This window comes from Streptomyces sp. NPDC031497 (genome assembly GCF_055580905.1).
Genome location: NZ_JBVIKO010000001.1, coordinates 378,864 through 403,531, shown reverse-complemented (window position 1 = coordinate 403,531; position 24,668 = coordinate 378,864). Strand labels below are relative to the sequence as shown.

16 protein-coding genes are annotated in these 24,668 nt (G+C 71.6%); 10 read left to right on the top strand and 6 right to left on the bottom strand.

The window, feature by feature from the left end; all coding sequences use genetic code 11:
- Positions 1-30: 30 nt before the first annotated feature.
- The 4 genes from ACZ5K7_RS01785 to ACZ5K7_RS01770 all read left to right on the top strand — a co-directional run bounded on the left by ACZ5K7_RS01785 (position 31) and on the right by ACZ5K7_RS01770 (position 7,586).
- Positions 31-1,554, top strand: coding sequence for a glycosyl hydrolase family 28 protein (locus ACZ5K7_RS01785; RefSeq protein ID WP_468909279.1), 1,524 nt, complete (start codon positions 31-33; stop codon positions 1,552-1,554).
- Positions 1,551-4,655, top strand: coding sequence for an alginate lyase family protein (locus tag ACZ5K7_RS01780; RefSeq protein ID WP_468909277.1), 3,105 nt, complete (start codon positions 1,551-1,553; stop codon positions 4,653-4,655). Before ACZ5K7_RS01785 ends, ACZ5K7_RS01780 begins: the two co-directional genes overlap by 4 nt.
- Positions 4,656-4,683: 28 nt before the next feature.
- On the top strand, positions 4,684-5,922 hold the full coding sequence (locus ACZ5K7_RS01775) for an alginate lyase family protein (RefSeq protein ID WP_468909274.1): 1,239 nt from the start codon (positions 4,684-4,686) through the stop codon (positions 5,920-5,922).
- A 107-nt stretch (positions 5,923-6,029) separates the two neighbouring features.
- Positions 6,030-7,586 (top strand): carboxylesterase/lipase family protein, encoded by a 1,557-nt coding sequence (locus ACZ5K7_RS01770; protein WP_468909272.1) that lies wholly within the window; start codon positions 6,030-6,032, stop codon positions 7,584-7,586.
- Here ACZ5K7_RS01770 and ACZ5K7_RS01765 read toward each other — a convergent pair.
- The 3 genes from ACZ5K7_RS01765 to ACZ5K7_RS01755 all read right to left on the bottom strand — a co-directional run bounded on the left by ACZ5K7_RS01765 (position 7,560) and on the right by ACZ5K7_RS01755 (position 12,521).
- Positions 7,560-8,618, bottom strand: coding sequence for a LacI family DNA-binding transcriptional regulator (locus tag ACZ5K7_RS01765; RefSeq protein ID WP_468909270.1), 1,059 nt, complete (start codon positions 8,616-8,618; stop codon positions 7,560-7,562). The genes ACZ5K7_RS01770 and ACZ5K7_RS01765 overlap by 27 nt on opposite strands.
- 244 nt (positions 8,619-8,862) lie before the next feature.
- On the bottom strand, positions 8,863-9,780 hold the full coding sequence (gene mmuM, locus ACZ5K7_RS01760; RefSeq protein ID WP_468909268.1) for a homocysteine S-methyltransferase: 918 nt from the start codon (positions 9,778-9,780) through the stop codon (positions 8,863-8,865).
- 110 nt (positions 9,781-9,890) lie between these two features.
- Positions 9,891-12,521: a SpoIIE family protein phosphatase gene (locus ACZ5K7_RS01755; RefSeq protein WP_468909266.1), complete on the bottom strand. Its 2,631-nt coding sequence runs from the start codon at positions 12,519-12,521 to the stop codon at positions 9,891-9,893.
- A gap of 372 nt (positions 12,522-12,893) precedes the next feature.
- Here ACZ5K7_RS01755 and ACZ5K7_RS01750 point away from each other — a divergent pair, with 372 nt between their 5' ends.
- Complete coding sequence (locus ACZ5K7_RS01750; RefSeq protein WP_468909264.1) at positions 12,894-13,055, top strand: hypothetical protein; 162 nt, start codon at positions 12,894-12,896, stop codon at positions 13,053-13,055.
- A 152-nt stretch (positions 13,056-13,207) separates the two neighbouring features.
- Positions 13,208-14,236 carry a lysylphosphatidylglycerol synthase transmembrane domain-containing protein gene (locus ACZ5K7_RS01745; protein ID WP_468909261.1) on the top strand — a complete coding sequence of 343 codons (1,029 nt, stop codon included), beginning with the start codon at positions 13,208-13,210 and terminating at the stop codon, positions 14,234-14,236.
- Here ACZ5K7_RS01745 and ACZ5K7_RS01740 read toward each other — a convergent pair.
- On the bottom strand, positions 14,135-14,737 hold the full coding sequence (locus ACZ5K7_RS01740; RefSeq protein WP_468909259.1) for a TetR/AcrR family transcriptional regulator: 603 nt from the start codon (positions 14,735-14,737) through the stop codon (positions 14,135-14,137). The two genes, ACZ5K7_RS01745 and ACZ5K7_RS01740, sit on opposite strands and share 102 nt — an antisense overlap.
- Before the next feature lie 155 nt (positions 14,738-14,892).
- Here ACZ5K7_RS01740 and ACZ5K7_RS01735 point away from each other — a divergent pair, with 155 nt between their 5' ends.
- Complete coding sequence (locus ACZ5K7_RS01735) at positions 14,893-16,065, top strand: ABC transporter permease (protein ID WP_468909257.1); 1,173 nt, start codon at positions 14,893-14,895, stop codon at positions 16,063-16,065.
- Between the two features lie 135 nt (positions 16,066-16,200).
- Here the strand turns inward: ACZ5K7_RS01735 and ACZ5K7_RS01730 are convergent, their stop codons facing one another.
- Positions 16,201-18,303, bottom strand: a complete 2,103-nt coding sequence (locus tag ACZ5K7_RS01730; protein ID WP_468909255.1) for an autotransporter — start codon at positions 18,301-18,303, stop codon at positions 16,201-16,203.
- A gap of 195 nt (positions 18,304-18,498) precedes the next feature.
- On the opposite strand from ACZ5K7_RS01730, the gene ACZ5K7_RS01725 reads away from it, so the two are divergent.
- Entirely contained in the window at positions 18,499-19,908 is a 1,410-nt protein-coding gene (locus ACZ5K7_RS01725; protein WP_468909252.1) for an RICIN domain-containing protein, read from the top strand.
- A gap of 12 nt (positions 19,909-19,920) precedes the next feature.
- On the opposite strand, the gene ACZ5K7_RS01720 is transcribed toward ACZ5K7_RS01725, so the two are convergent.
- On the bottom strand, positions 19,921-21,600 hold the full coding sequence (locus ACZ5K7_RS01720; protein WP_468909249.1) for a rhamnogalacturonan lyase B N-terminal domain-containing protein: 1,680 nt from the start codon (positions 21,598-21,600) through the stop codon (positions 19,921-19,923).
- Between the two features lie 187 nt (positions 21,601-21,787).
- Here ACZ5K7_RS01720 and ACZ5K7_RS01715 point away from each other — a divergent pair, with 187 nt between their 5' ends.
- Together ACZ5K7_RS01715 and ACZ5K7_RS01710 are read left to right on the top strand one after the other, a co-directional pair.
- The gene (locus tag ACZ5K7_RS01715; RefSeq protein WP_468909247.1) at positions 21,788-22,846 is read left to right on the top strand and encodes a rhamnogalacturonan acetylesterase; all 1,059 of its coding nucleotides are present in this window, start codon (positions 21,788-21,790) and stop codon (positions 22,844-22,846) included.
- A gap of 105 nt (positions 22,847-22,951) precedes the next feature.
- Entirely contained in the window at positions 22,952-24,649 is a 1,698-nt protein-coding gene (locus tag ACZ5K7_RS01710) for a DUF2264 domain-containing protein (RefSeq protein ID WP_468909244.1), read from the top strand.
- The last annotated feature ends 19 nt before the right edge of the window (positions 24,650-24,668 follow it).

Genomic DNA, 24,668 nt, shown 5'->3' with positions numbered 1-24,668 from the left:
GCACCGCCGACCTGTTGCAAGGAGTCAGAGATGAACGCACCCTTCTCCCGCCGTACCGCCCTACAAGCGGCCGGAGTCACCGCGCTCGCCGCGGGACTGTCCGGCGGGCTGACCGCCGGCGCAGCCCACGCGGACGCCCGCAACTCCGCACGGAGGCTCGTCACCTACCCCCGCCCGTCCGCCGTACCGACCAACACCAGCTTCCAGGTGCGGGTGCGCACCGCCCCCGACGGCGACTGGCAGACGCTGGACATCTACCGCCCCCAGTTCGAGGAGATCAACCCGGCCACCGGCTCCGGCAAGGTCTACAACTCCTCCCTGGTCTACTTCGACTTCCGGGGCTCCGTCGAAGTCGAGGTGACCTACCTCAAGGGCGGCACCACCAGGGCCCGGGTGAGACCGGACTCGTACGACATCACGCCCGAACTCCTCGGCGACACCCTGCGGTTCACCCTCGACGAGCCGAAGGACCTGGTCGTCCAGATCAACGACGAGATCTTCGACTGCCTGCACATCGTCACCAACCGGATCGAGCACCGCCCGCCGGCCGCCGACGACCCCGACGTCATCTACTTCGGCCCCGGCGTACAGACCGTCACCGGCGGCGTCCTCACCGTCCCCAGCGGCAAGACCGTCTACCTGGCCGGCGGCGCCGTCCTCAAGGCGACCGTCTACTTCAAGGACGTCGAGACGGCCGCCCTCAAGGGCCACGGCATGATCTGGGCCAGTCCGGGCGGGGGCGTGCTCTGCGAGGGCAGCAAGCACATCCGGGTCGAGGACGTCATCATCATGAACCCGGGCGGCTACATCACCACCCTCGGCGAAGCCAAGAGCGTCCACATCAAGAAGGTCCGCGGCTTCAGCTCCCGCGGCAACGGCGACGGCATCGACATCTTCTCCTCCAGCGACGTCGTCCTCGACGGCTGCTTCCTGCGCAACTCCGACGACTGCGTCGCCATCTACGCCCACCGCTGGGACTACTACGGCGACACCCGGAACATCACCGTGCGGAACTGCTCGCTGTGGGCCGACGTCGCCCACCCGATCAACATCGGCACGCACGGCAACACCGACGCCCCCGAGGTCATCGAGAACCTGGTCATCCGCAACATCGACATCCTCGACCACCGCGAACCCCAGATGAACTACCAGGGCTGCATCGCCCTCAACCCCGGCGACTCCAACCTCATCAGGAACGTGCGCATCGAGGACGTGCGGATCGAGGACTTCCGCTGGGGCCAGGTCATCTACATGAAGGTCATGTACAACACGAAGTACAACACCTCGGTCGGCCGCGGCATCGAGGACGTCTACGTCAAGAACCTCACGTACACCGGTACCCACGCCGAACCGTCGCTCCTCCTCGGCTACGACGCCGACCACGCCATCACGAACGTCACCTTCGAGAACCTGGTGATCAACGGGGTCGTCGTCGCCGACTCGATGAAGAAGCCGAGCTGGTACTACACCACCGACACCATCCAGTGGTTCTCCAACGAGCACGTGACGAACCTGAAGTTCCTCACCACCGCCGAGGCGGCGGCCGCCCAGTGAGCCCGCTCAGCCGCCGCGCCCTGCTGAAGTCCTCCGGCGCCGTGCTGCTCGCCACGGGCACGAACACGCTGTTCGTACCCGCGGCCCGGGCGGCGGGCGGCCTTGCGGGCTTCGCCTTCACCCACCCCGGCATCCTGCACACGGCCGACGACCTGGCCCGCATGCGATCCGCGGTCTACAGTAGGCAATCCCCCGTCTACGACGGCTATCTCGCCCTCGCCGCCCACGCCCGCTCGCAGAGCACGTACACCGTGCAGAACACCGGGCAGATCACCTCCTGGGGCCGTGGCCCCGCCAACTTCCAGAACCAGGCCGTCGCCGACTCGGCCGCCGCCTACCAGAACGCCCTCCTGTGGGCCGTCACCGGCGACCGCGCGCACGCCGACAAGGCCCGCGACATCCTCAACGCCTGGTCGGGCTCCCTCACCATCGTCACCGGTGCCGACGGACCGCTCGGCGCGGGCCTGCAGGGCTTCAAGTTCGCCAACGCGGCCGAACTCCTGCGCCACACCGGCTACGACGGCTGGGCGGACCCCGACATCGCCCGCTGCGCGGCGTCCTTCCTCGACGTCTGGTATCCGGCCGTGTCCGGCTACATGCTCTACGCCAACGGCAACTGGGACCTGACGGCCCTTCAGACCATCCTGGCCATCGGCGTGTTCTGCGAGGAACGCACCCTCTTCGAGGACGCCCTGCGGTTCGCCGCCGCCGGCGCGGGCAACGGCAGCGTCCGCCACCGCATCGTCACCGACGCCGGCCAGGGCCAGGAGTCCGGCCGCGACCAGGGCCACGAACAGCTCGCGGTGGGCCTGATGGGCGACGCGGCCCAGGTCGCCTGGAACCAGGGCGTCGACCTGTGGGGCCACGACGGCGACCGCATCCTCGCCAACGCGGAGTACGCGGCCCGCTACAACCTCGGCCACGACGTGCCCTTCACCCCGGACCTGGACCGCACCGGCAAGTACGTCAAGACGGCCGTCTCGGGGATATCCCGAGGCACCCTGCCCCCGGTCTACGAGATGTACTACGCCCACTACGCGGGGGTCCGCGGCCTCCCCACGCCTCACACGGAGGCCGCCGTCTTCCGCGGCACCGGCGGTACCCGGGTCGTCGAGGGCGGCAACGACGACCTGCCGAGCTGGGGCACCTTCGCCTATGCGGGCGCCGCGGCCCCCGCCCCGGCCGTGCCGACCCCGCCCGCGGGCCTCACGGCGGACGGTGACGAGCACGCGGTCACGGTGTCCTGGCTGCCGTCGGTGGACGCGACGCGCTACGAGGTGCGGCGCGCCGAACACCCCGACGGTCCCCACGAGCGGCTTGCCGAGGTCCGGTCGCCGTCGTACAGCGACGGAGGGGTACGCCCGGGCCGGACGTACTACTACTCGATCGTCGCCGCCAACTCCCTCGGCGAGAGCGGGACTTCGGCCGTCGTCCCGGCGACCGCAGGGCTCCCGCGGCCCTGGCGGACCCGGCACCTGGGCGCCGTACGCGTCCCCGGATCGGCGCGCTTCGACGGTGAACGGTTCGTGCTGGAGGCGAGCGGCACCGCGGACACCTACCGGCTCGTCCACCTCCCGCTGCACGGCGACGGCAGCGTCACCGCCCGGATCGTCTGGCCGCTCAGCTCGCAGTACGCCAAGATCGGCGTCACCCTCAGGGCCTCGCTCGACCCGTCCGACGCCCATGCCTCGACGCTGATCCAGGGACTGCCCCTGCACACCTGGAGCGGGGTGTGGAGCGTGCGCCCGGCGGCCGGTGCCGGGATCTCCGCGACCGGGAGCACCCCGGTGCCGCCCAGCCAGCAGCAGGCCATCACCACCGGCGCCGGCTTCCCGATCTCCGACCTGGGCACGCTGCCCGAGTCGGCGACCCCGCTGGCGGCCCCGTACGTCGAGGGAGCGGGCGACGGCTACCGGCTGCGGGCGCCCTACTGGGTGCGGGTGACCCGGGAGGGGGACCGCTGCACCGGGGCGATCTCGGCGGACGGGGTGCGGTGGACCGAGGTGGGGTCGACCGTGTGCGAGCTGCCGCGTACCGGGTACGCCGGGCTCGTCCTCACCTCCTGTCTGGGCGTCGACGAGGAGTACGCCGAGACCGGCACGGGCGCCTTCGACAACGTCAGTGTGGTGTCCCGGGTCGGCGCGGGGTGGCGGGTGCCGCGCCCGGTCCGCCGGGCCGCCGATCTGCTCGCCGCCGCCGGCTCCGACGGGGTCGAGCTGGCCTGGACCGACCCGGACCCGTCGGCCCGCTACACCGTGCTGCGTGCCCCGGCCGCGCACGGGCCGTACCGGACCCTCGCCCGGGACGCGGGCGCGGTCGGCTTCGGCACCCGGGTGCGGTACACGGACGGGAGCGGCACGTCCGGGACGACGTACCACTACGCCGTGGCCAAGACCAACTGCGCCGGTCGCGGGCCGCGTTCGGCGTCCGTCAGCGCGGTGATGCCCGCCGTCACCACGGCCACGGCACCCACGTCCGCCGTCGTCCCGGCCCTCCCCGAGCCCTGGACCGGCGGCGACCTCGGTGACGTGGTCCTCGATCGCAGCGCCTACGGCACCCTCGGCGTCGTCGCCGTCCTCGCCCAGGGCGACGCGGCCTACGCCGACGGCACCTTCACCGTGCGCGGCGCCGGAACCGACCTCAACGTCAACTCGCAGGGCATGACCGGGCAGTTCGTACGGAGGCCGGTCACCGGCGACTGCGAACTCACCGCCCGGCTGGTCGCCCGCTCCGGGGCCACCACCGACCGGGTGGGGCTCCTCATGACCAAGTCGCTGTCGCCGTTCGACCAGGCGGCCGGCGTGATCGTCACCGGCGGGACCAGCGCCCAGCTGATGCTGCGCCCGACCGTCGCCGGAGCCTCCGCCTTCACCGGCAGCACCGCCGTCCGACTGCCCCTGCTGCTGCGGCTGAAGCGCACCGGGACCGCCTTCGCCGCCGCCGTCTCCGCCGATGACGGCGTCACCTGGAGCCCGCTCGCCACGGGCACGATCCCCGCCTTCGGTGACGCCCCCTACCACGTGGGCCTGGTGGTGTGCTCCCGCACCCCGTCGGCCCTCGGCACCGCGCAATTCGAAGAGGTGAGTGTCTCACTCACCTGACCCCCCCCACCGAAGGAGAACCATCGCGATGAGCCGCCGCGAGCAACACCGCCCCGGGACAGGCGGGTTGAGCCGCCGCAGTGTCCTGAAGTCCGCCGCCGTCCTCTCCGTCGCCGCCTCCGTCACGGCCCCCGGGGTGGCCGGCGCGGCCCCGGCCACCTTCACCCACCCCGGCATGCTCCACAACGCCGGTGACATCAACCGCGCCAAGGTGCGGGTCGCCGCCGGCACCGACCCCTGGCTGTCCGGCTGGAACAGACTGACCGCCAACTCCCACTCCCAGTCGACCTGGACCAACCGAGCGACCGCCACGATCATCCGCGGCGGCGACGGGCAGAACTACAGCCTGCTCTACAACGACATCGCCGCCGCCTACCAGAACGCCCTGCGCTGGAGGGTCGGCGGCACCGAGGCCAACGCCGTGTGCGCCGCGAACATCCTCAACGCCTGGTCGAGGACGCTGACATCGGTCACCGGAAACGCCGACCGGTTCCTCGCCGCAGGCCTCTACGGCTGGCAGTTCGCCAACGCCTGCGAGCTGATGCGCGACTACGCCGGCTTCGACCTCGCCGCGGCGCAGGCGATGCTCGCAGGCGTCTTCTACCCGCTCAACAACAGCTTCCTGACCAACCACAACGACGCCTGCATCACCAACTACTGGGCCAACTGGGACCTGTGCACCATGGCCTCGATCCTGGCCATCGGCATCCTCAACGAGGACAAGGCCAAGTACGACCAGGCCGTCACGTACTTCAGGTCCGGCGCCGGCAACGGCTCGATCGCGCACGCCGTGCCCTACCTGTACACCGACTCCGACGGCTACGCCCTCGGCCAGTGGCAGGAGTCCGGCCGCGACCAGGGCCACACCGTCCTGGGCATGGGCCAGATGGGCGCGATCTGCGAGATGGCCTGGAACCAGGGCGACGACCTGTACTCGTACGACAGCCGTCGCTTCATGAAGGCCGCGCAGTACGTCGCGAAGTACAACTCGGGCAGCGACGTGCCCTTCACCACCTACACCTGGGGCACCGGGCAGAGCTGCGCCCAGTCGTCCCAGACGGTGATCTCCTCCGCCTCCCGCGGCCAGATCCGCCCGGTGTGGGCGATGCTCCACTTCCACTACAACCGGCGCGTCAACCTCGACGACAAGTACATCTCCGCCATGTACTACAACCTGGCCGCCCCCGAGGGCGGCGGCGGGGACTACGGCTCCGACAGCGGCGGCTACGACCAGCTCGGCTTCGGCACCCTGATGTACGCCAAGTAGCCGCGCGCAGCCCCCCGAACGCCGTGGGTGCCGGAATACCGCGAGCCGATGTGGTGCTCTTGTCACACCGGCGTTGAGGCACGCGCGGCGGGAGGAGCTGGTGGCGGATGACGGCAGACCGGACGGACATCGAGGACCCCGTGGTCGGCACCCCGTTCGGGGCGGTGCGCGGCAGGTGGGAGAAGTCGGTTGCGGCGTTCCGCGGCATCCCCTACGCCGCCCCGCCCTTCGGGGCACACCGGTTCCTTCCGCCCGTGCCGCCCGAACCCTGGGACGGCGTCCGGGACGCGGCCGCCTTCGGGCCGACGGCGCCCAAACCGCCGTACTCGGAGGCGTTCGCGGAGTACCTGTCCGACCCGGTGATCCCCGGCGACGACTGCCTCAACCTCAACGTGTGGACCCCGGAGCCGGGCCCCGCCGCCCGGCTCCCGGTCCTGGTCTGGCTGCACGGCGGCGCCCTGACCAGGGGCTCATCCGCCGTACCCGTGTACGACGGTCATGCGTTCGCCCGTGACGGGGTGGTCTTCGTCTCGGTCAACTACCGGCTGGGGGTCGAGGGCTACGGCCTGTTCCCCGACACCCCGCACAACCCGGGCCTGCGCGACCAACTCGCCGCCCTGTGCTGGGTGCACGACACCATCGCCGGCTTCGGCGGCGACCCGGACCGCATCACCCTCTGCGGCCAGTCCGCCGGCGCCATCAGCGTCGGCGCCCTGCTCGCCGCACCCCAGGCCCAGGGCCTGATCCGCCGGGCCGTGCTGCAGAGCGGCCCGCCCGAGGCCGCCGAGCGCGACAAGGTCCGGCGCATGGTCCGCCGGATGGCCAACCGCCTGCGGATCCCCGCCACCGCCCAGGCCTTCGCCGAGGTCGACCGCGAACTGCTGCTGCGCACCCAGGCCGAGGTCGGCCGGCTGAGCAGCCCGGTCCTGGGCGGCCCCGCCTTCGGCATCGTCGTCGACGGCGACCTCGTCCCGCGCGACCCCCTGCAGGCCCTCCTCGACGGCGATGCCGCCAGAGGCGTCGACCTCCTCATGGGCTGGACCCGCGACGAGTACCGGCTCTGGCTGGTCCCCGGCGGCCTGCTCGACCACGTCGACCGACTCGGCCCGGTCGCCCTCGCCGGCGCCATGGCCCGCTGCCACGTCGGCCACGAGGTGCCGCGCGGTTACCGCGCCCTGCACCCCGAGGCAGGACCCGCCGAGACCGTCGGCCAGATGGTCACCGACCACCTGCTCCGCCGCCCGCTGCACCGGCTGGCCGAGGCCCGCCCGGGCTCGTCCTACCTCTACGAGTTCGCCTGGCCCTCCCACCGCCCCCGACTCGGCGCCTGCCACGCCCTGGAGCTGGGCTTCGTCTTCGACACCGGGGACGGGCCCGACGCGGCCCGGCTGGCCGGCGAGGGTGCCCCGCAGGAACTGGCCGACGAGATGCACGGCGCCTGGGTCCGCTTCGCCACCACCGGGGACCCCGGCTGGCAGCCCTGGGACGACACCCACCCGGTCCGCGTCCTCGGCGACGGCCGACCTCACACGGTGTCCGGCCCCCGGGACCGCGAGTTCGCCCTCTGGACACCCGCCCCCGTGCCGCCCCCCGAGCGGACTGCCGAACTGGCCCTGGCCGTACGCCGGCTGCGCCGCTCAGTGGCCGCCGTACGCCGCCACTGAGTCCCGTACGACCACATGCGTGCCGAGGAGCAGATGCTCGTCGGCCGACTCCCCGCCGTGCCCGAGCGCGGTCCGTACGGCGAGCCGCCCCAGCTCCTCGTAGGGCACGTGCACGGTGGTCAGGGCCGGGTGCAGATCACGCGCGAAGGGGATGTCGTCGTACCCCGCCACCGACACGTCCCCCGGCACCTCGAGCCCCGCCTCGTGCAGGGCGGTCAGCGCACCCGCCGCGACCATGTCGGTGGCGGCGACCACGGCGCTGAACTCCAGCCGCCGCGCGAGCGCCTCCCGCATCAGCCGGTGCCCGGAGTCCCGGGTGAAGTCGCCGTGCAGCAGCAGAGCGGGGTCGGGTTCGAGGCCCCGGGCGCGGTGGGCGGCGACGTATCCGCGCTCGCGCCCCATCGCCGTCGTGTGGTCCGGCTTCCCGCCGAGGAACAGCACCCGCCGATGACCCTGCGCGAGCACATGGGCCACCAGGGCGTGGGCGCCGCCCTCGTTGTCGTACTCGATGACCGTGACCGGCGCGCCGGGCCCGAGCGGCGGCCGCCCGCACAGCACGAGCCGGGAGCCGGCCGAGGCCAGCGAGTCGGCGACCCGGCGGGTCCGCTCCCGGTACTCGGGCGTGTCCGCCGCCCCGCCCACGAGGATCACGGCGGCGGCCCGCTGGGCCCGCATCATCCCGATGAACTCCAGCTCACGCCCGACGTCGCCGTCGGTGCTGCACACCAGGCTCAGATGCCCGAGCCGAGCCGCCTCCCGCTCCACGCCGTACGCCATGTGCGCGAAGGACGGCCCGGTGATGTCCTCCAGCACGAAGGCGAGGGTGGGCGTACCGGCCCCGGCGACGGCCTTGGCACGGGCGTCGGCGACGTAGTCCAGCTCGCGGACGGCCCGCAGGACGCGCTTACGGGTGGCGGCGCTGACGGGATAGTCGCCGCCGAGCACACGGGAGACGGTGGAGGCGGACACCCCGGCGCGTGCGGCGACATCACGGACGGTGCTCCGCCCCGCTTCTGCGCTCTTCCTGGTCAACCCCACCCCCGCCAACCGGTTCCCACGGGGACCTTAGCGCCCCGTCACGGATGTAGGGAACGGGACTGCAGCGCCCCGTCACGGGTCCGGGGAACGCGATACAGCGCCCCGAAAGGAACGGGATACAGCGCCCCGAAAGGAACGGGACTACAGCGCCCCGAAAGGGGCGCGGGGAACTGCGCGACCAGCCCCCACCGAGCCCGCAGCCGCCCACCCCCCAACCACCCACGGCGAGCAGGCGACCTCAAACCACCCGAGCAATCCCGGCGATCGCCTCCGGCCCCACCCGGCAGCACCCTCCGATCAACCGAGCCCCCGCGTCCCGCCACCCCTCCACCTGCCCGGGGTCGAACAGCGACCGCCCCGTCCACGCCCGAGCCTCCGCGTCCCACACCTCCCCGCTGTTGGGATAGACGACCACCGGCTTCCCGGTGACCCGCGCCGCCACCTCGACCGCCCCGGGCACCTCCTCGGGCGCACAGCAGTTCACCCCCACCGCGATCACCTCGTCCACATCGGCGGCCAGGGCGAACGCCTCCGCCAGCGGCTGCCCCGCCCGAGTCCGCCCACCCGCCACGCTGTACGACAGCCAGGCCGGGACCCCAAGCCCCCGCACCGCCCGCAGCAACGCCTCCGCCTCGTCGGTGTCCGGCACGGTCTCCAGCGCCAGTACATCCGGCCCCGCCCCGGCCAGCACCTCAAGGCGTGGCCGGTGGAACCGCTCCAGCTCGTCGACGCCCAGCCCGTACCGCCCCCGGTACTCGGAACCGTCCGCGAGCATCGCCCCGTACGGCCCGACCGAGGCGGCCACCCACAGCGGCCGTATGATCCCCTCCGCCCGTGCCCGCCGGGCCGCGTCCCGACCCAGCTCCACGCTCAGCGCGAGCAGCCGCGCGGCCTCCTCGCGCGCGATCCCGCGCTTGGCGAAGCCCTCGAAGGTGGCCTGGTAGCTGGCGGTGATCGCGACGTCCGCGCCCGCCCTGAAATACGCGAGGTGCGCGTCGCGGACCGCGTCGGGCCGGTCGGCCAGCAGCCGCGCCGACCACAGCTCGTCGCTCAGATCGTGCCCGGCGGACGCCAGCTGGTTGGACATACCACCGTCGAGCACGACCGTCCCGGTGGCGAGGGCGTCGGCGAGGCCGGGGGAGTGGTCGCTGGTCATGCCTCCGACGCTAGTCGACCCGGTGGCGAACAGTCCGGCCGCGTCCACTGCGTGAACAGACCGCCCTTCATACGGAGACCGGGGTCCTGAGCCCGCGAACTCGCCGTCCGTCACCCCGGCCGGGTCGAACACGCGCCGGCCGGTTCGGGCGGACGCTCCGGCCGGTGCCCGGCCCCCGTGCCGTCCAGGGCCGTGGCCGGCCTTCTGAGGGTGCCGAAGAGCGCCTCGATCCACTGCCGTCCCCGGGCGACTCCGCTCCTGTGGTGCGGGCGGCGGGCCGTGGGCCCGCGTGTCTGAGCCGGGCCCAGGTCTTGTTCCGACCAGACGACTTTGCCGCCCGACACCGGCCGGGAGTCCCATCTGCGCGACAGCTGGGCGACCAGGAAGAGGCCCCGGCCGTTCTCGTCGGTGGGGTGCGCGCGACGCGGCCGCGGGAGGCAGTCGCTGGTGTCGAACACCTCGCAGGTCAGGGCTTGATGCTGGATCAGCCGCAGACCGATCGGGCCGGCGCTGTGGCGGACGGCGTTGGTGACCAGTTCGCTGACGATCAGCTCCGTGGCGTCCTCAAGGCCGTCCAGGCCCCATTCGGCCAGCTGACGGGCTGCCAGGTGGCGGGCGCTGCCGACAGCGGCCTGGTCGGACGGCAGCGTCCAGGAGGCGACCTGGGTCGGGCTGAGTGAGAGGGTGCGCACGAGGAGCAGGGTGACGTCGTCGGACGGTGCGTGGCCCGGGACGGTCTCCATCGCGCGGGAGCACAGGTCTTCCAGGGAGCGCCGCGGTTGTGCCAGGGCGGTGCCCAGGCGGTGCATTCCCGCGTCGATGTCGTGGTCGCGGGTCTCGATGAGGCCGTCGGTGTACAGGGCGAGGAGACTTCCCTCGGGCAGTTCCAGCTCCACGGACTCGAAAGGGACCCCCACCCCGATACCGAGGGGGGTTCCGGTGGGGAGGTCGGGGAAGACGACCCGGCCCCGCGGGTCGACGATCGCGGGCGGGGGGTGCCCGGCCCGGGCCATGACGCACTTCCGGGTGGCCGGGTCGTAGACGGCGTACAGACAGGTGGCGCCCACCACGGCGGTCATCTGGCCCGGAGTGTCGGGGGCTCCCTCGCCCAGGCGCTGGATCGTGTCGTCGAGGCGGGTCAGCAGTTCGTCGGGGGGCAGCTCCATCTCGGCGAGCATGTGTACGGCGGTGCGGAGCCGGCCCATGGCCGCGGTGGCGTTGATGCCGTGGCCGACCACATCGCCGACGACGAGGGCGACCCGGGCGCCGGACAGCGGGATCACGTCGAACCAGTCGCCCCCGACACCGATGTCCAGGTCGGCGGGCAGATAGCGGGAGGCCGCCTCGACCGCCGTGCCACCCCTCAAGCGCTGAGGGAGCAGGTTGCACTGGAGCGCGAGTGCGGTGGCGCGTTCGCGGGCGTACAGGCGAGCACTGTCCAACGACAGCGCGGCGCGACTGACAAGTTCCTCGGCGAGGAGCAGATCGTCCTCGTGGAACGGCACCGGGTCCTCGGTGCGGATGAACACCGCCACCCCCAGCAGGACCTGCCTCGCACGTATGGGTACGACCATCAGGGAGTGCACGCCGTTCTCGTGGACCTTCCGCGCCCGTACCGGGTCCTGGTCGATCCAGGTGCCCGGAGCGGTGTCCAGTACCGGCTCCAGATGGGACCTTCCGGTGCGCAGAATGTCGGTGAAGGGTGCGACGGGCGGCACGGGAACCGGCTCACCGCGAACCCACGGGGATTCCGGGACCCCCTGGCGGATCGAGGCCAGACCGGCCCGCCGGAAGACGGGGAGGCGCTCACCCATCGGGCCGATGCGGACCGGGGGCCCTTCGCCGGACGGGACCGAATGCTCCAGGTCGACGATGGCGAAGTCGGCGAACAGCGGCACGGCGAGGTCGACCAGTTCCTGGCTGGTCCGCATCGCATCCAGGGTGCCCCCGAGACGCGTACCGGCCTCGGTGAGGATGGCGAGGCGCTCGTGCGCCTGCCGGCTCTCGGTGACATCGACGCTGATGGCACACACCCCCAGCGCCTGCCCTTCGGCGTCCAGGAGGCAGAAGAACGAAGCCGTGAGGACGCGCTCCGGGCGCGGGCTCGTCGGCACCCGCCTGCGGAACTCGTGGACCCGGGTGGTGCCGCTGCGGAGTACCTGCCGCAGCACCGTCTCGAGTGCTTCGGCCTCGACACCGGGCAGCGCCTCGGCGGCCCGGCGGCCGAGCCGTCGGTCACGGGAGAGGCCGTCATGGCTCTCCATCGTGTCGTTCACCCAGGTGCACCGCAGTCGCGGGTCATGGACGACGATGCCGATCGGTGCGCGGGTGAGGAGCGACTCCCGCACCGATCCGTTCATCGCCTCCTGTGAGAGCTTGCGGATATCGGTCACGGAGACGAGCCACCGAACCGCCCCGTCCTGCCCCCGCAGCATCGACATCCGCAGGCTGACGGTGAGCATGCGGCCGTCTCGGTGGCGCACTGCCGTGGTGCCCGACCAGCCCTTCTGGGCGCGGCATCGCTCGACGAACGCCGAAATCGTGGGCGCCTCCTCGGGTGACGGCAGCACGAGTGCGGCGGACCGGCCCACCACGTCCCCGGCGGGGTAGCCGACGAGCCGCTCGGCGGCCCGCGTCCATCCGAGCACCGTCCCCTGCTCGTCGAGCATCGCGACTGCCGAGTCGGCTATCTCGCGCGTGTTCATCCGGTTACCGACTGTCGCCTCATGCGTGCTGACCATCGAACTCTGTCCTTAGGTGCAGAAGATGCCTGTTTGACGGTTTTGCGCCATTTAAGGTGATTGACCGGATGGCGCTCTGATGTGTGACAGGCCCGTGCGTGCGCACCCGTACCAAACAGGAAGGGCCCCGCCCTGCGAGGTCCGCTACGGCCTCTCGCAGGGACGGGGCCGCCCGCCACCGTCGCTCGGTCGGGCGGGCCGCGGGTGACTGTCCCCTGACGCCCGCTCCACGAAAATAAAACGAACAGTCATTTTTTACAACCCTCGGCATCGCGTCCCGCAAGAAAAACGAATGTTCGTCTTGACCGGGTCTCGTCAGAGCCGCAGGATGAGGGCGAAAGGGAACGATCATTGCGGGAAGGGGGCGGCGGTATGAGCGCGATGCAGGCCGGGGCGCTCGGCGGTGCTGCTGACGCCGCCCCGTCCGTCCGGCCGGAGGCGGTCGGCTCGCTGCCGTCGATCGCGGATGGCGAGGGCCGCGTGCGCCCGGAGGGCCTGGTGCGCGAGCTGCACCCGTGGCCGGTGCGGCGATGAGCGGCTCGCGCCGGACCGAGCCCGGCGGCCGCGGAGGCGGCCGGGTCGCCGCTTCGGGAGCGCAAGCCCGGGCGGAACCGGCGGACGAGGACGACGGGTGCGCGTCCCGGTCACGCTCCCGACCACGCGTCGCGCTCGCCACGGGGGCCGTCGTGACGTTGCTCTGTGTCGAGCTGGCGTTCGCCGCGCCCCACGCACGCCGTGCGGCCGGCCGGCTGTCCCACGCTCAACCCGCGTGGTTCCTGCTGGCTGTCGTCGCCGAGATGGTGTCGATGGCTGCCTTCGCCCGGCTGCAGCGCCTGGCGCTGGGCGCGGGCGGGTTGATCGTGGGGCTGCGCGCCGCGGCGTCCGCCGTGTTCGCCGGGAACGCTCTCAGCGCGACCCTGCCCGGCGGCAGCCTGGTGTCGATCACCTACCGGACGCGGCGTATGCGTGCCTGGGGCGCCAGTGTGCCCCTGATCGGCTTCACCCACGCCGTCACCGGTGTGCTGAGTGCGGTCGCACTCGTCCTGCTGGCCGGCATCGGCGGGACTCTGGCCGGGGACAGCGCCCGGCTCCCGGGGGCGGCCGTTCAGGTCTCGGCGGTGTGCGGCGGCACCGTCGCCGCGCTCGCGCTGGTCCGGCGTACCCGTGTGCTGCGCCGGCCGGTGAGCGGCCTGCTCCGCGTGTGGCGGAGACTGCGGCGCGGCGCGGGCGGGCAGACCTCGGCCGACGGCCTGCTGGGGGAGTTGGCCGCCCTGCGGCCGCCGAATCGCTTCTGGGTCCTGGGGTTCGGCGCTGCCCTGATCAACTGGGTCGGCGATCTCGTGTGTGTGCTCGCCGTGTGCCATGCGGTGGGCTCGGCCCCGGCCTCGGGCCAGGTGCTGCTCGCCTATGTCGCCGCGATGACGGCCGTATCGGCCCTGCCGCTGTTGCCCGCGGGACTCGGCCCTCTCGACGCGGCTCTGGTCCTGACCCTGCATCGCGGCGGAATGCCGATGGCGGCCGCCACGGCCGCCGATCTTCTCTACCGGACCCTCAACCCGGGACTGATCGGCGCCGCCGGGTGGTCGGTCCTGCTCGTCCGGCGACGGAGCAGGTCAGGGCGTGGCCGGGTCCGGCCACAGGGCCCGCACCGCTTCGCCCACCCCCGCCACGAGCGTGGGGTCGAGCATGGCCACCTGGAGGATGTAGCCGGGTAGGAGGCAGACCAGCGCACCGGCGATCGACTCTGCGGTCACCTCGGCGGGCAGGGCGCCGCTTTCCTGGTGCTCTCGTACGACCTCGGCGAGGTCGGAACGCATCTGGGTCAGCAGGGTGCTGAACTGTCCGGCCAGCGTCTCGTTGCGCAGGGCCTCGGACCATGCCAGCACGGCCAGCCTGGCGGTGTCGTGTTCCGCGGACCGAGCCGACACGAGGTCGAGGACATCGGCGACGACCGCCCCCACGGAACCACTGGGCCGAGTCGTGGCGACGGTGTGGACCAGGGTCAGGACCTCACGCATGTTCTCCTCGGCGATGGCCAGGATCATCTCGTCCTTGCTCGCGAAGTGCCGGTACACCGCGCCCGCCGAGAGCCCGGACTCGGTGAACAGATCCTGCATCGACGTCGAGTGGAATCCGTCGCGCAGGAAGCATCGTCGGGCCGCGTCCAGGATCTGGGTACGGCGAGCGTCCATGTACTCCTGGGACACCTTCGGCATGGGGGCGTCCTCTCAAAGAAAAACGAATGTTCGTCTTGACTTGCCGATACAGAGCCTAACAGACTGGATTCCTGGAGAACGATCATTCGTTTTTGGGAGGCGAGACCGTGCGAACCCCGTTGGCGGGAAACCAGTCATGGCGTCATGTGGCCATCATGGCAGTGGCATTGCCGCTGGTGATCGCACTGGCAGTGCTGGCCTACGCGTGGCCCGCGGCACGCATAGCGCCGCGTGACCTGCCCGTGGGGATCGTGGGCACGAGCACGGCGAGCCAGGCCGCGGTCGAAGGCCTGGCGCACAGCAGGCCGGGCGCCTTCGACTTCCGTCTCTACCCCGACGAGGAGTCGGCGCGGTCCGCTGTCAGGGAGCGGGACGTCTACGGTGCCTTCGTGGTCACCCCCGGCAGCCTCACCGTGCTGGAGTCCACTGCCGCGAGCCCGACCGTCGCCCAGTTGCTGGGCAGTACGGGCCGGCAGCTGGCCGCCCGGGCATCCAAGGCGGCCGCGGACCGTGCCGCCTCGTCCGCCCACCGCACCTCCGCACGCTCCAAGGGAGGCAAGGCCGGCGCCGAGAAGCCCGCGCGGATCCGGGTGCGGGTCGTGGACGTCGTTCGGATCTCGGCAGCCGACCCCCGGGGTGTGGTCATCAGCTCGGCGCTGCTGCCGCTGACGATCTGCGGCGTCATCATCGCCTTGGCCGCGCTGTCGCTGCGGCTGCGACCTGCGGCACTGCTCATGGCCCTGATCCTGGTGAGCGGAGCGGCGGCGCTCGGGGTCTACGTGGTCGCCCAGGGCTTTCTCGGTGCGCTGCCGCACGAACACCTCGCGACCTGGGCTTCCCTGGCACTCACCGTGCTCGCCATCAGTGCCACCACCGCCGGGGTGGTCTCGCTGGTGGGTTCGGCGGGGCTGGGGCTGAGCGCGGCGCTCATGGTCTTCGTCGGCAACCCGTTCTCCGGCAGCACGTCCGCACCGGAGCTGCTGCCCAAGGCGGTCGACGACATCGGCCAGTGGCTGCCGCCGGGCGCCGGCGCGAGCCTCGTACGCGGTACGGCGTACTTCGACGGCAATGACAGCGCGGGCCACATCGCTGTCCTCGCCCTGTGGAGCGTGCTGGGACTGGCAGCCGTCCTGTTCGGCCACCGTGCGTCGCCCGTCGCGAAGGGTCCCGTCGCCGACGGGGGCGCGACGGTGGGTACGGACGATCCGGCGAACGACGTCGCACCGCCCCACGTGCCGCCGTCCCCCGAGGAGCCCGCGCAGTCGTCTTCGCCCGTACGCGTCGAGATACACGCACACTCGCATGCCCGACACGCTGCGAGCACCTGATCGTCCGCCGGCGACCGGCCCGGTGCGGGAGCAGCGCGGAAGACGGGCCGGTCCAGGTGCGCGCCGCCGGCCGATCCGTGCTGACGGCCGCCGGCTGACGGCAGGGCCCCGCGGCCGACCGGGTGCCGTCCCGGGTCATGCCGCGTGTCGCCCGCCGCCCCTCCGCCGCCCCTTCTTCTGGCTGCGCAGGCCCGCCGGGACCATCAGGCCGCCGAGGAGGCCGAGGGCCAGGGCGTAGGGCCACCAGCCGAAGGCCTGTGAGGAGTCGGCGGCGGTGCGGGTGGTCACGGCCGGGGGAGCGGTGGAGGCCGCGCCGGCGGTGTCGGCCTTCGGGGCGGCCTTCGTCGTCTGCTTCGAGTCCAGGACCACGTCGTTGCCGTCGCCGCCCCGGTAGGTGAGCCGGTAGACCGTGTCGGCCAGCTTGACCTCGGCGCCCTCGCGCAGACCGTCGAAGGAGCCGGTGGTGCGGGCGGTGCCGGTGTGGTCGATCACCGTGACACGGCCGGCCGGGGACCTGCCCGCGGCGGACATGTCGAGGGCGCCGGCCAGGGTGAGGCGGCCCGTCACCTTCAACGGCTTGTCCCGCAGGACCAGTTCACCCCGCTGGTGCTGGGTGTAGTCGCCCCGCACCGTCACCCCGCCCGCCACCAGGCTGTCGTTGGTCACCGAGCCCCGCACCGTGCCCTTGCCGGACAGGGCGGTGGCGACCCGCAGGCCGGCCGGCCCCACGTCCAGCCGGGCGGTCGCCGACGTGAGCCGGATCGCCTTGCTGTGCACGAGAGTCGCTCCGGACCGCAGCGCCAGCGTGCCGCCGCTCACGGTCGTCGTTCCCGTGTACGTCACCGCGTTTCCGCTCAGCGTGGTCGTCGCCGTGCCCGACTGGACCAGTGACCCCGCGCCGCCCAGGTACTCCAGTGTCACGGGAGCCGACGTGTTGCGGACGTACAGCGTGCCGTCGTTCACGATCCGGCGCCGCTCCGTGCCGGTCAGCAGGGAGCCGTCGCCGCCCTTCGCGCCCGAGCCCAGGCGCAGCACCGCGCCCTTCTCGACCGTGGTCGAACCGTCGTAGTCCTGGGCGGCCGCGAAGGTCACGTCGTTGCCGCGCGTGCCCGCGATCACGATGTCCCCGGCGCCGGGTGCGGCCAGCGTGTCGTGGTAGCGGCCGCCGCCGATGGGGGCGCCCAGCGTCACCGGGCCGTCGTAGTCGAAGGTGAGCCGGGAGCGGCGGCCGCTCGCCTCGTGCAGGTTGATGTAGACGGTGTCCTTCGTTCCCGGCATGAAGATGCGACGGGTGGTGCCGTCGCCCCACCGCACGTCGGCGCCCTCGATGTTGGTGCCCCGCTTGTTCAACTGGTGTGCGATCGGCCTCCAGTTGAGGGCCGCGTCGCTGAGCGACGGGTGGGTGTCGCCGCCCCGGTCGCTGTAGCTGTACTGGCCGGTGAGGACCACCGTGCTGCCCGGCCGCGAGTGGACGTTGACGTCACTGCCGTACTCCCGCTGGTAGAAGTCCTGCCGCAGGGTGATGGTCTGGTTCAGCGGGGTGTCGATGATCCAGGAGCCCCGGTTGAGGATCGCGCGGGCGTGGGGCAGCGCCACCGGGTATTCGGGGCGGCCGACCGCCATGCCGGTGCCGTTGTCGATGACCCCGGTGAAGGGGTGGGTGCCGGCCAGGTCGAGGGTGCCCCACATGTTGCGGGGCTGGGTGACCAGGCCCGAGCCGCTGATCGTGCCGATGTTGAAGGTGCGGGTGAGGGACAGGCGCAGGGTGCCGTCGACCCGGACGTTGAGCTGGTTCAGCTGGTAGCCGGGGGTGTTGTAAGGGAAGTGGCCGATCAGGCCGGTGCCGCCGCCCGTGCCGTACTGGAGGGTCGTGCCGCGCTCGACGGTGATCGCGGGTGGGTCGGGGTGGGTGACGGTCGTGTACGGGTGGTTGCCGCCCTGGGTGCGCACGACCTGCCGTTGCCGGGACTTCGGCAGCGTGAAGTCGCTGTCCCTGGTGAGGACCAGCGTGCCGCCGCCGCGCACGGTGAGCGTGCCCTCGCCGTGCAGGACGCCGTCGTACGTCGTCGTCCCGGCCGGCACGGTGACGACCGTGTCGCCGGTGAGGGTCACGTCCCTGTCGGCCAGTACGTCGGCGGTGACGTCCCGGGGGCCGGCGGCTGACGCCGGGGGAGCGGAGGCCAGGAGGGCGGCGAGGGCGCCGACGGCCGCTGCGGTGGTGTGGAGGTGGCTGCGCACGTCATCGGAGACGCGGTGGAAGGCGCCGGATAACAGAAAAACGCGGCCGGTCCGCGATCGGTTGGAAATCGCTTTCCCCCTTGTCTCGTCAGACCCGTTGACCTGCCCGTAACACACCCTTACCTTTTCGGCGATCACAACGTTCGTGATGGCAACCGCCGTTCGTGATCTCGAACCTGAAGGAGCGTGTGTGAGATGAGACGTGCGTACGCGATCCTGCTGTCCCTCTGTCTGGCGGTGATCGGCGCCCTGGCCACCGCGGGCCCGGCCGCGGCCGCCGCCCAGACCGTCACCAACGGCACACAGTTCACCGACACCTCGGGGAACATCGTCCACGCCCACGGCGGCGGGGTCGTCAAGGTCGGCTCGTACTACTACTGGTTCGGCGAGGACCGCAACTCCGACAACACCTTCAAGTACGTGGACGCCTACCGTTCCACCGACCTGAAGACCTGGGAGTTCCGCAACCACGTCCTCACCCGGTCCTCCGCCGCCGAACTCGGCACCGCCTACATCGAGCGTCCGAAGGTCATCTACAACGCCGCCACCGGCAAGTTCGTCATGTGGATGCACAAGGAGAACGGCGTCGACTACAGCGAGGCCCGCGCCGCCGTCGCCGTCTCCGACACCGTCGACGGGACCTACACCTACCAGGGCAGCTTCCAGCCGCTCGGCCAGTACATGTCCCGGGACATCACGACGTTCGTCGACACCGACGGCACCGCCTACATGGTCTCGGCCGCCAACGAGAACTACGACCTGCACATCTACAGGCTCACCGCCGACTACACCGCCATCGCGAGCCTGGTCGCCAACCCCTGGGCGGGCGGCCACCGCGAGGCGCCCGCCCTCTTCAAGCGCAACGGCGTGTACTTCATGCTGACGTCGGGCGCCACCGGCTGGAGCGCCAACCAGCAGCAGTACGCCACCGCGACCTCGCTCTCCGGCCCCTGGACGGCGTTCACCAACGTCGGCGACTCCACCGCCTACAACTCCCAGACCGCGTACGTCCTCCCGGTCACCGGCACCTCCGGCACCTCGTACCTCTACCTGGGCGACCGCTGGGGCAACTCCTTCGGCGGCACCGTCAACGACTCCCGTTATGTCTGGCTCCCGCTGACCTTCCCGACCACCACCACGATGTCGATGTCCTGGTACCCGGAGGTGTCCCTCGACACGACCGCCGGGACGGTCTCCGGCACCGGCGCCACCTACAACACCCTGATCGCCCGGCACAGTTCCAAGTGCGCCGACGTCCCGAACCAGTCCCTCTGGGAAGGGGTCGCGATCAGCCAGTACACCTGCAACAGCGGCACCAACCAGAAGTGGTGGTTCAAGGACCTGGGCACCGGCTACTACGAGCTGATGGGCCGGGGCAGTTCGCTCTGCCTCCAGGAGAACTCCACCGACGTCACCCAGGAGGACTGCACGGGTGCCACGGCCCAGCAGTGGTCGGTCGTCACCTCCGGCTCCTACGTCAATATCAAGGCCCGGACCAGCGGTGAGTGCCTGGACGTGAACGGCGCGTCCACCGCCAACTCGGCCGCCCTCATCACGTACACGTGCAACGGCGGCACGAACCAGCAGTGGACGCGCGGTACCTGATGCCGGACCAGATCAGGTCAGCAGGTCGATCGCGTCGATCGAGGTGCCGGCGCTGAGGAAGGACGTCGTTCCCGAGCCGCTCGCCACGTAGATCTTCAGCGTGTTGTAGGCGCTGGTGTCCGTCAGCCAGGCGGATGCCGGGACGCTGTAGGTGAACGTGTGGTTGTTGCCCCGGTAGGAGCCCACGGTCAGCGACCGGGTGCTCGGCTGGGTGGGCGGCGAGGGGACGGCGGAGGTCCAGGTGTCGTTGACGACGACCTGCGGCCGGCCGTTCGCGTAGGCCGTCGTCACGCCGATCCGCAGGGTGTGCGCGGCGGCGGCCTGGGCGGCCGTCAGTTTGAAGTAGACGATGATCCCGCTGTTGACGTCCTTCCACAGATAGCAGGGGAAGGACGAGGTCTCCGTGCCGCTGCCGATGACCACGTTCCCGGTCCAGGACGCGGCCCGCACGTCCGACGGATGGGCGTACGTCATCAGGTCGGCGTTCTTGAACCCGCCCGGCGTGCCGTCCCAGTTGTTGATCCGCCAGATCGCGCTCGCGTTACCGGGATCGTTCGAGGACGGGATCGCGAGGGTGTTGAGCGTGGTCGTGCCACCCGCGGTCACCGTCACCGACGTGCTGTACACCGCCAGTTCGCCCTTGAAGACGGTCAGCGTGTACGTCCCCGGGAGCACGCCACCGATGGAGAAGTAGCCGTCCGACGCACGCGCCGAACCCCAGTACTGCGCCGCGGAGTTGGCGAGCCCGACGGTATAGGCGTACGCCGTGTTCCGGCCGCTGATCCCGACACCCGCGACCTTGCCCCGGCCGCTCGCCGCGACGTATCCGGAGATGCCGAGCGAGTCGGCCCACGAGGTGGTGAGGGTGCCCGGGTAGAGGGCGGAGGAGGGTGCCCCGCCGTCCGTGAGGGCGATGACGTACGGGCCCTGGAGGCCGTAGCGCTCCGACTCGGTCTGGTTCTCGCCGTAGTACAGGATCTCGTACAGCCCGCCGCCGTCCGCGCTCTGGTGGCGCAGCAGCGAGCGGTAGAACGGGCCGCCGGAGGCCTTCTCGTGGTTGCTGCGCACGATCCACAGACCGACGCTGCCGGTGGTCCAGCCGATGTAGTCGTAGTCCATCACCCGCAGCTTGGAGTAGTGCTTCGCGCGGGTCTGGCCGTCGGACTTCTCGAAGACGTCCGCGGACTCGATGACGGTGGGCGCGTAGGTGTAGGAGTCCGGCTCGTCGTTGAGGAACAGGCCGGCCTTGACGCGCACGATGTAGCGGGTGGCGCTGACCGACGAGTCGGCCTTGTTGGTCCACAGGTATACGTTGTTCTCGCCGCTGCGGGCCGCGTAGTAGTGCTTCAGCGTGCCGTACGTGACCGAGATCAGGATCGTGGTGCCGGACTGGGCGATGGTCACCGTGGAGGTGCCGAGGCCCGACTCGACGTGCGAGTTCTTGCCGCCGTAGCCCTGGTAGTCGGTGCCCTTGTAGACCAGCGAGGTCAGGTCGCCGTTGGTCTTGCTGACCTTGAAGACCAGGCCGGCGCCGGTGTCGACGACGTAGTTGGAGCCGTCGTCGGACCAGCCGAAGCTCGCGGCCGAGGCGGTGCCGGCGAGCGGGCCGGTGAGGGCGGCGGTGCCGGCGGCGGCCGCGCTGCCGAGGACGAAGGTACGGCGTCCGAGGGGTCTCCCGTTGACTCCGGACATGGGGGTGCCTCCTTCGGGGGGCGGGGTTGCGGGTGACTGTGAGAGTGGCAGTTGAATCGATTTCGCGAAAGGGCTTTCACGGTCCCGGAGTTGGCAGTCCTGTGAAATCAGTCCAAGGTCTAGAAAGCGCTTGTGAGTGGCGGTACGGTCCCGGCCAGGCCCTGTCACCGTGACGGAGGAGTCCCGAGTGAGACGTTTCAACGGTGTCCGTGCCGCCGTGGCCGCGGCGGTCGTCCTCAGCACAGCCACCGGCCTGACAGGCTCCCCGGCCCAGGCCCATGAACGGCGGCCGCCGCTCTCCCTCGCGGACTGCACCGCCGCCGCCTGCCACTTCGGTGTCCCGCCGGGCGACTACGACGTGACGGTCCGGCTCGGCGGCGCGGCCGCGTCCAGCACGAGCATCAGCGGGGAGACCCGGCGCTCGCTGCTCCCCGAGACGTCCGCCGCGGCGGGACGGCACATCACCCGCAGCTTCACCGTGAACGTCCGGACGCCGGAGGGCGAGCCGACCGGACCCGACGGAACGCCCGGCCTCGACCTGGCGATCGGCGGCTCGGCACCCGCGCTCGCCGGCATCCGGGTGACCGCCGCCCGCCACACCCGCCGACTCTTCCTGGTCGGCGACTCCACCGTCTGCGACCAGCCCGCCGACCCGTACTCCGGCTGGGGCCAGCAGCTCCCGCGGTTCCTGCGCCGGGGCGTCTCCGTCGCCAACTACGCGGACTCCGGGGAAAGTACGGTGACCTACCTCCAGAACCCTCGACTCTGGGGTACCGTCCAGCCGTTGATCCGCCGCGGTGACCTGGTCCTGATCCAGCTGGCGCACAACGACAAGACGACCGACGAGGCGACCTACCGCGCGAATCTGGAGACGCTGGTGGCGGGCGTACGGGAGAAGGGCGGACGGCCGGTACTGGTGACACCGATCGTGCGCCGCTGGTTCAATTCCGACGGCACGCTCAACAACGACATCGCGCTTCTGGTCAACGGGCTCGGCGTCAATCATCCTGAGGTGATCCGCTCGGTCGCCGCCGCCGAGGACGTTCCGCTGATCGACCTCACGGCGAGGACCAAGGCGCTCGTGGAGTCCCTCGGCGTGGAGGGCTCCAAGGCGCTGTACCTGTACAACGAGAAGAAGGACAACACGCACACCTCCGCGTACGGAGCCACCGTCTACGCGGGCCTGGTGCGTGACGAACTGCTCGCCCGGCATCTGGTGCCCCGGGGCACCGTGCGGGTGGGATGAGCCCCTGGGGCGTCCCGACCGGAACCGGGGCGCCCCAGGTCCTGACGGCACGAGGTTCGGTACGAGGTTCGGCACGAGGTTCGGCACGAGCGAGAAAGAGCACCGATGCAGCTGCCTCCCGAGGACCGCGGTCTCAGCCCGCGCACCGGCTACACCCGCGCCCACTGGGAGGCCGCGGCCGACACCCTGCTCGCCGCCGTGGAGCCGTACGCCACCCCGGACCGTGCCCTCTACCACCTCCCCGGCGACCACCAGAGCTGGTCGGGGCGCCTCTCCGACGGCCTGGAGGGCTACGCCCGCACCCTGCTCCTCGCAGCCTTCCGCCGGGACGAGACCGCGCTCCAGCGGTACGCCGACGGGCTCGCGGCCGGTGTGTCGGGCGTCTGGCCACGGATCGAGGACCGCGGCCAGCCGCTGGTGGAGGCCGCCTCCGTCGCCCTCGCCCTGCGCCTGACCCGACCCCTGCTCTGGGACCGCCTCGACGACGGGGTACGACAGCGTGCCGCGGCCTGGCTCGCCGACGCGCTGACCGCCGAACCCTGGCCCTGCAACTGGGAGTTGTTCCCGGTGACGGTCGGCGGCTTCCTCGCCGAGGTCGGGTATGAGCCGGAGGCCGCGCACAAGGCGGTCGACCACGGCCTGGCCCGCATCGAGGAGTGGTACGTCGGCGACGGCTGGTACACCGACGGCGACGGCCGCAAGTTCGACTACTACAACGGCTGGGCCATGCACCTCTACCCGGTGCTGCACGCCTGGCTGGCCGGCGACGAGCAGCTGCTCGACCTGTACGGCGGCCGCCTGGAACGCCATCTCGCCGACTACGCACGGCTGTTCGGCGGTGACGGTGCCCCGATGCACCAGGGCCGCTCGCTGACCTACCGCTTCGCGACCACGGCCCCGCTCTGGCTGGGCGCCCTCACCGGCCGTACCCCCCTGGCCCCCGGGGAGACCCGGCGGCTGGCCTCCGGAGCGCTGAAGTACTTCCTGGACCGGGGCGCGGCGGACGCCCACGGACTCCTGACCCTCGGCTGGCACGGGCCCAACGTGGCGGTGTTGCAAGGCTATTCGGGGCCGGCGTCCCCGTACTGGGCGAGCAAGGGCTTCCTCGGCCTGCTGCTCCCGCCGGACCACGCGGTGTGGACGGTGCCGGAGGAACCGGGCCCGGCCGAGCATGCCGACGCGGTCACGCCGATCGCGCCCGCCAACTGGCTGCTCCAGTCCACGCGTTCGGACGGCGTCGTCCGCCTCCACAACCACGGCAGCGAGGACGTCCGCTACGACCCCTACTACACCCGGCTCGGCTACTCGACCGTGACCGAGCCGTCGGCGTCGTACGACAACAGCGTGCTCGTCGGCGGCGATCCGAGCCGGACGGACATCGTGCCGCTGGGCGTCGGGCAGGGCTGGGCGGCCTCCCGGCACACGGCCGCCTCGGGGGCTCGTGTGACGAGTGCCGTGCTGGTGCGCGGGGCCGTGGAGGTGCGGGCCTTCCTGGTGGCCGGGGCGGAACCGGGGACGCCGGTACGGGTCACCGGCTGGGCCGCACCGGAGGGGCTCCGGGCCGAACTGCTGCCCGTCGTGGGCCTCGACGCCGAGCTGACCGGGGCCACGGGGGAGGGCCCGACCCTGTTCGTCGCGCTGAGCCGGCTCACCGGGGCGGCGGATGCCGTGCCGCTGGGGGAGACGGTGACCGTGCGCGCCGAGGGGACCCGGGAGCTGGCGGTCCTGTGGAGCGACGGTCCAGGCCTGCGGGTCCGGTGGCAGGACTCCGGAGTTGATGTGGAGCACACCGCGCCGGACTGACCCGCGTCGGGCAGTATGT